The organism is Citrobacter sp. wls718 (genome assembly GCF_005280945.1).
Lineage (GTDB): Bacteria > Pseudomonadota > Gammaproteobacteria > Enterobacterales > Enterobacteriaceae > Citrobacter > Citrobacter gillenii.
In genome coordinates this window covers 5,998-16,200 of record NZ_SZWV01000057.1, presented here as the reverse complement: position 1 = coordinate 16,200, position 10,203 = coordinate 5,998, and the positions used below count along the sequence as shown (strand labels likewise).

Genomic DNA, 10,203 nt, shown 5'->3' with positions numbered 1-10,203 from the left:
TCATGCCGGATGGCGCTGCGCTTACCCGGCCTACGGACTATGGTTAACGGCCGGATAAGGCATTAGCACCGCCATCCGGCAATCCTCCATAACGAAATTTTCATTTCATTTCTCCTGGTTTTTCACACGTTGCCCTCTTCCCGACCGGAAGAGGGCGAATTTCCCTATCTGGCACCCGTCGATGTTGTGATATTGATAACAGATTTTGTCTCACTTATCTCAAAAGTGTTAACCCGCACCCAAAAACATAATTTTCACTATTTATAAAAATGAAATAAATGTTTTATTTATAGTGTCGTTAGTTCATCGCATTCACCAACACCGGGAGCCGTTATGTTTAACATTGCTTTACTGGGCGCTGGCCGAATTGGCCAGGTACATGCAGCTAACATTGCCAGTCACAGTGCCACCACACTCTGGTCCGTTGTCGACCCGAATCAGGAATTTGCCACCCGTCTTGCCTCGCAATATCAGGCCCGTCTGCAGAGCCTGGATGAGGCGATGACTGATCCGAATGTTCATGCCGTGCTGATCGCCTCCGCCACGGATACCCACGCGGATCTGATTGAACTGGCTGCCCGTCACGGCAAGGCCATCTTCTGCGAGAAACCGGTACATCTGGACCTGGCCCGCGTTCGCGATTGCCTGAAAGTGGTCAAAGAGTACGACGTACCGCTGTTTATCGGTTTTAACCGCCGCTTCGATCCGCAGTTTCGCCGCGTGAAAACGGATGTGCTGGCCGGGCGTATCGGTAAGCCGGAATCCCTGCTGATCATTTCCCGCGACCCGTCACCGCCGCCGGCTGAATATGTCCGTGTGTCCGGCGGGATGTTCCGCGATATGACTATCCATGATTTTGATATGGCGCGTTTTATCATGGGAGAAGAGCCGGTCTCGGTATACGCCCAGGGCAGCAACCTGGTCGACCCGGCGATTGGTGAAGCCGGGGACATCGATACCGCATTTATCGTCCTGAAATATGCCTCTGGCGCGATGGCGACCATCGTCAACAGCCGCCGCTCTGCTTACGGTTATGACCAGCGCCTGGAGCTGCACGGCTCTGAAGGGCTGCTGTGCGCGGGCAACATTCTGGAAAATCAGGTGCAGCACTATGGCAAGACCGGCTGCACCAGTGCCCTGCCGGAACATTTCTTCCTGCAACGCTACAAAGCAGCTTATGCCGCGGAATGGGAACATTTTGTGGCCGTGCTGCGTGGCGAAGCGGTCCCGGATTGCAGCGGTGATGACGGTGAGCGTGCGCTGTACCTCGCGGATAAAGCGCTGGAATCCCTGCACAGCCAGCGTGAAGTTCTCCTCTGATTGTTATACCCAACCCCCCTACACAGAGAGACATAATAATGAAAAAACTGATCTTAGCTGTCCTCATCGCCATGACCTCCGGGACAGCAATGGCTGAAAACGAACAGATCGTGTTCAGTACGCCAAACCTGGCGATGCCGTTTGAAGTCCACATGCAGCGCACGGCGGTAAAAGCCGCAAAAGAGATGGGTGTAAATCTGCAGGTTCTTGACGGGCAGGGTAGCTCGCCGAAGCAGGTCGCTGACCTGGAAAACGCCATCACCCGTGGGGCGCAGGGATTTATCGTCTCCCCCAATGATGTTAACGCCGTCTCCAGCGCGGTAGATGAAATCCAGGATGCAAAACTGCCGGTTGTCACGCTTGACCGCTCCGTTGACAGCCAGAAGAAAGTGCCGCACTTCGGTGCCAACAACTACAAAGGTGGCCAGGTGATTGGCGACTTTGTGAAAACCAAATTCCCTGAAGGGGCGGACATTATTCTGCTCACCGGCCAGCCGGGATCGTCTTCCAACATTGAACGGACCAAGGGTATTCGCGATAGCCTGAAAGCGGGTGGCGAAAAGTACAAGATCGTCGCCGATCAGACGGGTAACTGGATGCGTTCTGAAGGGATGCGCATTGTTGAGAGCGTGCTGCCTTCGTTGCCGAAACGTCCGCAGGTGATACTCTCCGCTAACGACGACATGGCGCTGGGGGCCATTGAAGCGCTGCAAGCCCAGGGGATGAAACCCGGTGAAGTGCTGGTAACGGGCTTCGATGCGGTGCCGGAAGCGCTGGCGCGTGTGCGTGATGGCTGGATGGCGGTGACGGCGGATCAGCGTCCTGGCTTTGCGGTCACCACGGCGATGAGCCAACTGGTCGCCAACGTGCGTGAGAAGAAGCCGATCACCGGCGCGGACTATCCGCCAACGCTTATCACCAAAGAGACCCTGCAGCAGGCTGAGCGTATTAACGAGGCCGGTAACTAATTTATACACGTCATCCTTCAAGCTGCCTCTGTGTTGGCTGCATCTGCTCACCCCAGTCACTTACTTGAGTAAGCTCCTGGGGATTCTCAGACTTGCCGCCTTGATGCAGCTTGAATGATTTTGTGTATATCTGGAGCCGCCGTTACGGGGGCTCACTCTAAAGGAGGAGCAGGCTGATGTCGCAACCCTTATTGAATGTGACCGACCTGGCAAAAAGTTTTTCCGGTGTCTGGGCGCTGAGCAGCGCGCAATTGACCGTTGGGGCAGGTGAGATTCACGCGCTGCTGGGTGAAAACGGCGCAGGAAAATCGACCTTGCTGAAGGCGCTGGCGGGCGCGCAGCCGCAAACTCGCGGTGATATCTGGTTCAACGGTGAAACGTTGCCGGTGGATGATTCCCCCGTTGAGCGGCAGAACAAGGGCATTATCACTATCTATCAGGAATTTAACCTGCTGCCGAATATGACCGTCGCCGAGAATATGTTCCTCGGACGTGAACCGCGCAAACGCAATCTGATTGTTGATGAAAAGGCGGTGAATCAGGAAGCGCAGGTGATTCTGGATTATCTGCAGTTGAACGTGGCGCCAACCACCGCAGTGGCCCGCCTGAGCGTGGCACAACAACAAATGGTGGAAATTGCCCGTGCGCTGACACTCAATGCGAAGCTGATCATCATGGATGAGCCTTCTGCCGCACTGAGCGACAGCGAAGTGGAAAGCCTGCATCGGGTGGTGCGGGAGCTCAAAAGTCGCGGCGTGAGCATTATTTATGTCACCCACCGTCTACACGAAGTGTTCCAACTCTGCGATCGGTTTACCGTTTTCCAGGATGGCCGCTTTACCGGCAGCGGAGAGGTTGCCCAGACCACGGTAGAACAGCTGATCCGCCTGATGGTTGGGCGTGACGTGGCGTTTAACCGTCGCCCGCCGAGTGAAACCCATCATCAGGACAAACCTGTCCGCCTGGCGATCAAGGGACTAAGCCGCGTGAAACCGCCGCTGGATCCGCACGGTATTGCGCTGCATGACATCAGCTTTCACGTCCATGCCGGAGAAGTGTTAGGCATTGCCGGTCTGGTGGGCGCCGGGCGCACTGAAGTCGCGCGCTGTCTGTTTGGTGCCGACGCCTTTACCTCTGGCACCTTTGAACTGGATGGCGTGCCGTACCTGCCGCGCGATCCGCTGTATGCCCTGGATCAGGGCGTGGCGATGGTCCCTGAAGATCGCAAAAAAGAGGGCGCGGTGCTGGGGCTGTCGATTCGCGACAACCTGTCGCTCTCCAGCCTCTCTTCTCTGTTGCATTGGCGCTGGTTCGTCAACACCCGCAAAGAGGATGCGCTGATTGAGGCTTATCGCCAGGCGCTGCAGATCAAAATGGTCAACAGCGCCCAGGAAGTGCGCAAGCTCTCCGGTGGCAACCAGCAAAAAGTGATTCTGGCGCGCTGCATGGCGCTCAATCCCCGCGTGCTGATCGTCGATGAGCCGACGCGTGGCATTGATGTCGGCACTAAATCAGAGGTGCATCAGGTGCTGTTTGAAATGGCGAAAAAGGGCGTGGCGGTGATTGTTATCTCCTCCGATCTGCCTGAAGTAATGGCGGTTTCCGACCGGATAATCACCCTGAGTGAAGGTCGTGTGACCGGCGAGATCCACGGCGATGACGCCAACGACGAGCGGCTGATGACGATGATGGCCATCAACCACAACGCCCTGAACGCGGCATAACGGAGTTTCTCATGACGCAGATGATTTCTAAAACGCAGGTTCCGGGTAAACGTGCCGGACGCCTCGATCCCATCGCCTTTTTTGAGCGCTTCGGCGTGCTGATTTTTATGATCCTGCTGCTGATTTTCTTCCAGTTGCAGAACAGCAATTTTCTCTCTGAACGTAATATTTTCAACATTCTGACCGAAGTGTCGATCTACGGGATCATGGCCGTGGGGATGACCTTTGTCATTCTGACCGCCGGGATCGACCTGTCGGTGGGGTCCATTCTCGCGGTCTGCGCCATGACCGCCGCGTATGTGATTAAGGGCGACAACTTTACCACCGTTGACCCGAACGCCTGGGGCGGCCTGAGCTGGCTGGTTGGGCTGGGGATTTGCCTTGCGATGGGCACCGCAATTGGTTTTCTGCACGGACTCGGCGTGACTCGCCTGCGCCTGCCGCCGTTTATCGTCACCCTCGGTGGGATGACCATCTGGCGCGGCCTGACGCTGGTGGTAAACGACGGTGCGCCGATCGCCGGTTTCGATGCGGGTTACCGCTGGTGGGGACGCGGCGAGCTGCTCGGCATTTCCATTCCTATCTGGATCTTCGCGCTGGTGGCTATCGGCGGCTATCTGGCGCTGCATAAAACCCGCTGGGGTCGCTTTGTGTACGCCATTGGCGGCAACCCGGAAGCGGCGCGTCTGGCGGGGGTCAACGTCAAACGGGTACTGGTGAGCGTCTATGTGCTGATTGGCTGTCTTGCCGGGCTGGCGGGCTTCATTCTCAGCGCGCGTCTGGGCAGCGCGGAGGCGGTGGCCGGGATCTCGTTTGAGCTGCGCGTTATCGCCTCGGTGGTGATCGGCGGAACGTCGTTAATGGGCGGATACGGACGGATCGGCGGCACCATTATCGGCTCAATCATCATGGGTATTCTGATTAACGGCTTGGTCCTGATGAACGTCTCGGCTTACTACCAGCAAATTATTACCGGGTTAATTATCGTTCTGGCGGTGGCGTTCGACACCTATGCCAAGAGCCGTCGCGGCGCATTGTGAGGGATAAATAATGAAAGAGGTACGCATTGGATTGATTGGCACCGGGTATATCGGCAGGGCGCACGCCATCGCCTATGCCCAGGCGCCGACGGTGTTCAACCTGCGCGGCAAGCTGGTGCGCGAAATGGTCGCCGAAGTTACGCCGGAGCTGGCGGCGCAGCGGGCGCAGGCGTTTGGCTTTAACCGTTCAACCGGGGACTGGCGCGCGCTGGTGGCAGACCCGGCCATTGATGTAGTGGATATTTGTTCACCCAATCATTTGCACAAAGAGATGGCGCTGGAGGCGATTCGCCACGGCAAGCACGTCTACTCGGAAAAGCCGCTGGCGCTCAATGCGCGTGACGCTCACGAGATGGTTGAAGCGGCGAAGCGGGCCGGGGTGAAAACGCTGGTGGGGTTTAATTACATGAAAAACCCGACGGCGAAGCTGGCGAAAGAGATCGTCGAGCGCGGTGAGATTGGCGAGGTGATCCACTTCTACGGCACCCACAACGAAGACTATATGGCCGACCCACTTTCGCCCATTCACTGGCACTGCTTTAAAGAGACCGCAGGGCTGGGAGCGCTCGGCGATCTGGCTGCGCATATCGTCAACATGGCCCAGTATCTGGTCGGTGATATTCAGCAGGTCTGCGGTGATTTGAAAATTGTGGTGCCGGAACGCCCGGCGCAGGCCGGTTCATCGCAAAAGGTGGCGGTGGAAAACGAAGATCAGGCGCACGCGATGGTGCGTTTTGCGGGCGGTGCACAGGGCGTGATTGAAACTTCTCGCGTCGCCTGCGGGCGCAAAATGGGGCTTTCGTATGTGATAACTGGGACCAAAGGGACCATCAGTTTTACCCAGGAGCGTATGGCGGAACTGAAGCTCTATCTGCATGACGATCCGGTGAATCGCCAGGGATTTCGTACGCTGCTGGTGGGGCCTGCGCATCCGGACTATGCCGCATTTTGCCTGGGGGCGGGGCACGGTATCGGCTTTAACGACCAGAAAACGGTGGAAGTGCGTGATCTGGTCGACGGCATCGCCGCCGATGTGCCGATGTGGCCGGACTTCGAAGAGGGCTGGAAGGTGTCGCGCGTGCTGGACGCCATTGCGCTCTCACACCGGGAAGGCCGCTGGCTGAACGTGAACGATATTGTCTGAAGAGGTATCAACGTGGAAAAGCAGTTTGATGTGATATGCATGGGCCGCGTGGCGGTTGACCTCTACAGTCAGCAGATTGGTGCGCGTCTGGAGGATGTTTCCAGTTTTGCTAAATACCTTGGCGGCTCGTCAGGTAATGTGGCTTACGGCACGGCGCGCCAGGGGCTGCGCTCGTCAATGCTGGCGCGCGTGGGTGACGAGCATATGGGCCGTTTTCTGCGCGAAGAATTACACCAGGTAGGATGCGATACCAGCCACCTGATAACGGATAAAGAACGCCTGACGGCGCTGGTACTACTCGGCATTAAAGACCGGGACACCTTTCCTCTCATTTTTTACCGTGACAACTGCGCGGATATGGCGATTGTCGCCAGCGATGTGGATGAACAGTACATCGCGTCTGCCCGCTGTCTGGCCATCACCGGGACCCATCTTTCTCACCCGCAAACCCGCGACGCGGTGCTGACCGCGCTCGAATATGCCCGCCGTCACGGCGTGCGTACGGCACTGGATATCGACTATCGCCCGGTGCTATGGGGGCTGACCTCATTAGGCGACGGCGAAACCCGTTTTATTGCCGCCGAGCAGGTAACGCGTCAGTTGCAGGACGTACTGCATCTTTTTGATGTGATTGTCGGTACCGAGGAGGAGTTTCATATTGCCGGTGGCAGCACCGATACGCTGCAGGCGCTGGCACAGGTGCGGGCAGTGAGTAAGGCGACGCTGGTCTGCAAACGTGGGGCGCTCGGCTGTTCGGTATACACCGACGCCATTCCACCGCAACTGGATGACGGTCTGACGGTGACCGGCGTGCGCGTGGAGGTGCTCAATGTGCTGGGCGCGGGCGATGCGTTTATGTCCGGCCTGCTTCGTGGCTACCTTAACGATGAAGGCTGGGAGCAGGCCTGTCGCTATGCTAACGCCTGCGGCGCGCTGGTGGTATCGCGCCACGGTTGCGCCCCGGCCATGCCGAGCAAACTGGAGCTGGATGATTATTTATCTCGGGCTGACACGGTGCCACGCCCGGATATCGACCCGCGTCTTAACCATCTGCACCGCGTCACCACGCGTCGTCGGGAATGGCCGGAACTGTGCGTGATGGCCTTCGATCACCGCAGCCAGCTTGAAGAGATGGCCTTGCAGTGTGGCGCTTCGCTAAAACGCATCCCGGCACTAAAACAGCTGATCTTACAGGCCAGCCGGGAAGCGGCGAGTTGCGCCGGGCTGGATGGCAAAGCCGGGCTGTTGTGCGACGGCACGTTTGGTCAGGATGCGCTGAATGCCATCACCGGTGAAGGGTGGTGGATAGGCCGCCCCATCGAACTGCCGGGCTCGCGTCCGCTGGAGATGGAGCACGGCAATATCGGCACGCAGCTGATCAGCTGGCCGCAGGAACACGTGGTGAAATGCCTGGTCTTTTTCCATCCGGAAGATGCTCACGCCCTGCGTCTGGAGCAGGAGCAAAAAGTCGCGGAGGTGTACCACGCGTGCTGCCAGTCCGGGCATGAACTGCTGCTGGAAGTGATCCTGCCCGCCAGCATGCCACGCAGCGATGAGCTCTATCTGCGCGCCATTTCCCGCTTTTATAACCTGGGGATTTACCCCGACTGGTGGAAGCTACCGCCGCTCTCTTCTGCGGGCTGGACGGCGCTGAGCGAGATCATTGCACGTCGCGATCCGCACTGCCGTGGGGTAGTTATTTTAGGGCTTGATGCGCCGGCCGATCAGCTCCGTGCTGATTTCAAAGCCGCTGCGGGTCAGGCGCTGGTGAAAGGGTTTGCCGTGGGACGGACATTATTTGGCGATGCCTCCCGCGCTTGGCTGAAACACGATATCGACGATGCGCAGCTGGTGGCGCGTATTCGGGACAACTACCTGCAGCTTATCGCCTGGTGGCGCGAGCGCGGACACGCATAATTCAGGAGAAGAGAATGACGGTACAATTAGGCATTAATCCACTGACATGGACCAACGACGATCTTCCTTCACTTGGCGCAGAGACTTCGCTTGATACCTGTCTGAGCGAAGGCAAAGAGGCCGGGTTTGCCGGGTTCGAGCTGGGTAATAAATTCCCGCGTGAAGCGCGCTTGCTGGGGCCGATCCTGCAACGCCACGACCTGCAGCTGGTTTCCGGCTGGTATTCCGGTCGCCTGCTGGAGCGCAGCGTGGAGGAGGAAATTGCCGCCGTGCAGTCACACCTGACGCTGCTACGTGAGCTGGGTGCGAAGGTGCTGGTGTTCGCTGAAGTGAGCGGCTGTATTCATGGCGAGCAGCAGACGCCGGTTCATCTGCGTCCGCGATTCCCGCAGGAGCGCTGGCAGGAATACGGCGAGAAGCTGACCGAGTTTGCCCGCTATACCCAGCAGCAGGGTGTACAGATTGCCTATCATCACCATATGGGGACAGTGATTGAGTCCGCTGAGGATGTGGATAATCTGATGACGCATACTGGCAATGAGGTGGGATTGCTGCTGGATACCGGCCATCTGACATTTGCCGGTGCAGACCCGCTGGCGGTGGCGCAGCGCTGGGCATCGCGTATTAATCATGTTCACTGCAAAGATGTGCGGGCCGACGTGCTGGCCGACGTGAAAAACCGTAAAACCAGCTTCCTCGACGCGGTACTGAGCGGCGTCTTCACCGTGCCAGGCGACGGTTGCGTGGACTACCCGCCGATAATGGCGCTGCTAAAGGCAAATCAGTATCAGGGTTGGCTGGTGGTGGAGGCAGAGCAGGATCCGGCTATTGCGCATCCGCTGACCTATGCACGTCTGGGCTATAACAATCTTAGCCGTCTGGCGCGGGATGCCGGGCTTATCTGAGGAGGCAACATGTCACGTTTATTATCACCCTGGCAGCCGCCGAATGTGCAAGGGCGTACCCAGTCGGTGACGCCGGAAGGGGCGGGCTGGGGATATGTGGGCTTTGAGGCGTATGAACTGGCGGAGGGGCAGCAGCTGACGCTGCCCGCCGTCAGCGAAGAACGTTGTCTGGTGCTGGTGGCCGGACGCGCGACCATCAGCACGCCGGGGGCAACGTTTACCGATATCGGCGAGCGCATGAGTCCCTTTGAGCGCATCAAGCCGTGGGCGGTTTACGTGACCTCTCAGGAAGCTGTACAGGTCACCGCGCTGACGACGCTTGAGCTGGCGGTGTGCGCTGCGCCGGGGAAGGGCACGTACCCGACACGACTGATCGCCCCGCAGGATATCGACGGTGAAGCGCGCGGCAAGGGAAATAACCAGCGCTATGTGCATAACATTCTGCCGCAAGACAAACCTGCCGACAGCCTGCTTGTGGTCGAGGTCTGGACCAATGAGGGATGCACCAGTTCGTACCCGAGCCATAAGCACGATACCGACAATCCCCCACAGGAAACCTATCTTGAGGAGACGTACTACCATCGCCTCAACCCGGAGCAGGGGTTCTGCATGCAGCGGGTGTATACCGACGACCGGACGCTCGATGAGTGTATGGCAGTCTACAACCGCGATGTGGTGATGGTGCCGAAGGGCTATCATCCGGTGGCCACCCTGGCAGGCTATGACAGTTACTACCTGAACGTGATGGCCGGTCCGGTGCGTCAATGGATGTTCACCTGGGAAGATGACCACGCATGGATTAACCGCAATTATCCCGCGGATAAATAGGGGAATGAGTTTGGTGATTATGGTTATCAGCGAACGTTAGTTGCTTTTATTCTCTGGAAAATCTGTTTATTGGGTCATTGCCCTGGATCCCAGGGTAATGACATGATCGGTGCAAAAAGCCCTCAGCATACGCGGAGGGCTTTTTAGTTGCGAATACATCAAAAGCGTTCTACAACCGGGCCCGGCGTCACAGCCATCTCGGCGACGTCAGTCCGGAGGCCTTCGAACAGGCTTTGTCGTGAGGACATAATTTGTCTACGGTTGTGGGGGGTATTCCACATCGAGTCTATTGACGAGGTGATACGGCCACCGGCAGAAGAGAAGCGCGAACCATCCCAGACAGTACCAGAAACACCA

Annotated in this window: 9 protein-coding genes; 8 read left to right on the top strand and 1 reads right to left on the bottom strand. The window is 57.7% G+C overall.

Annotation, left to right across the window (positions count from 1 at the left end; translation table 11 throughout):
• Positions 1 to 333 precede the first annotated feature (333 nt).
• The 8 genes from iolG (at position 334) to iolB (ending at position 9,846) form a co-directional block, all read left to right on the top strand.
• Positions 334 to 1,320, top strand: coding sequence for an inositol 2-dehydrogenase (gene iolG / locus FDW95_RS11440; RefSeq protein WP_115257693.1), 987 nt, complete (start codon positions 334 to 336; stop codon positions 1,318 to 1,320).
• Positions 1,321 to 1,358: 38 nt separating this feature from the next.
• A complete protein-coding gene (locus FDW95_RS11435) occupies positions 1,359 to 2,288 on the top strand; it encodes a substrate-binding domain-containing protein (protein WP_096756051.1) in 930 nt (309 codons plus the stop codon).
• Positions 2,289 to 2,464: 176 nt separating this feature from the next.
• Positions 2,465 to 4,012 (top strand): sugar ABC transporter ATP-binding protein, encoded by a 1,548-nt coding sequence (locus FDW95_RS11430; protein ID WP_096756052.1) that lies wholly within the window; start codon positions 2,465 to 2,467, stop codon positions 4,010 to 4,012.
• A gap of 11 nt (positions 4,013 to 4,023) precedes the next feature.
• Positions 4,024 to 5,052, top strand: coding sequence for an ABC transporter permease (locus FDW95_RS11425; RefSeq protein WP_096756053.1), 1,029 nt, complete (start codon positions 4,024 to 4,026; stop codon positions 5,050 to 5,052).
• Between the two features lie 10 nt (positions 5,053 to 5,062).
• Entirely contained in the window at positions 5,063 to 6,196 is a 1,134-nt protein-coding gene (locus FDW95_RS11420) for a Gfo/Idh/MocA family oxidoreductase (protein ID WP_115257694.1), read from the top strand.
• Between the two features lie 12 nt (positions 6,197 to 6,208).
• Positions 6,209 to 8,113 (top strand): 5-dehydro-2-deoxygluconokinase, encoded by a 1,905-nt coding sequence (gene iolC, locus FDW95_RS11415; protein WP_115257695.1) that lies wholly within the window; start codon positions 6,209 to 6,211, stop codon positions 8,111 to 8,113.
• Positions 8,114 to 8,127: 14 nt separating this feature from the next.
• On the top strand, positions 8,128 to 9,018 hold the full coding sequence (gene iolE / locus FDW95_RS11410; protein ID WP_096756056.1) for a myo-inosose-2 dehydratase: 891 nt from the start codon (positions 8,128 to 8,130) through the stop codon (positions 9,016 to 9,018).
• A 9-nt stretch (positions 9,019 to 9,027) separates the two neighbouring features.
• A complete protein-coding gene (iolB, locus tag FDW95_RS11405) occupies positions 9,028 to 9,846 on the top strand; it encodes a 5-deoxy-glucuronate isomerase (protein ID WP_115257696.1) in 819 nt (272 codons plus the stop codon).
• A gap of 158 nt (positions 9,847 to 10,004) precedes the next feature.
• On the opposite strand, the gene FDW95_RS23305 is transcribed toward iolB, so the two are convergent.
• Positions 10,005 to 10,203, bottom strand: a 199-nt coding sequence (locus FDW95_RS23305) for a hypothetical protein (RefSeq protein WP_212734299.1), incomplete at its 5' end; no start/stop codon positions are given.

Bases quoted from the DNA above. Each gene is read 5' to 3' on its own strand.
- iolG (WP_115257693.1), top strand. From the start codon at position 334: ATGTTTAACATTGCTTTACTGGGCGCTGGCCGAATTGGCCAGGTACAT.
- FDW95_RS11435 (WP_096756051.1), top strand. From the start codon at position 1,359: ATGAAAAAACTGATCTTAGCTGTCCTCATCGCCATGACCTCCGGGACA.
- FDW95_RS11430 (WP_096756052.1), top strand. From the start codon at position 2,465: ATGTCGCAACCCTTATTGAATGTGACCGACCTGGCAAAAAGTTTTTCC.
- FDW95_RS11425 (WP_096756053.1), top strand. From the start codon at position 4,024: ATGACGCAGATGATTTCTAAAACGCAGGTTCCGGGTAAACGTGCCGGA.
- FDW95_RS11420 (WP_115257694.1), top strand. From the start codon at position 5,063: ATGAAAGAGGTACGCATTGGATTGATTGGCACCGGGTATATCGGCAGG.
- iolE (WP_096756056.1), top strand. From the start codon at position 8,128: ATGACGGTACAATTAGGCATTAATCCACTGACATGGACCAACGACGAT.
- iolB (WP_115257696.1), top strand. From the start codon at position 9,028: ATGTCACGTTTATTATCACCCTGGCAGCCGCCGAATGTGCAAGGGCGT.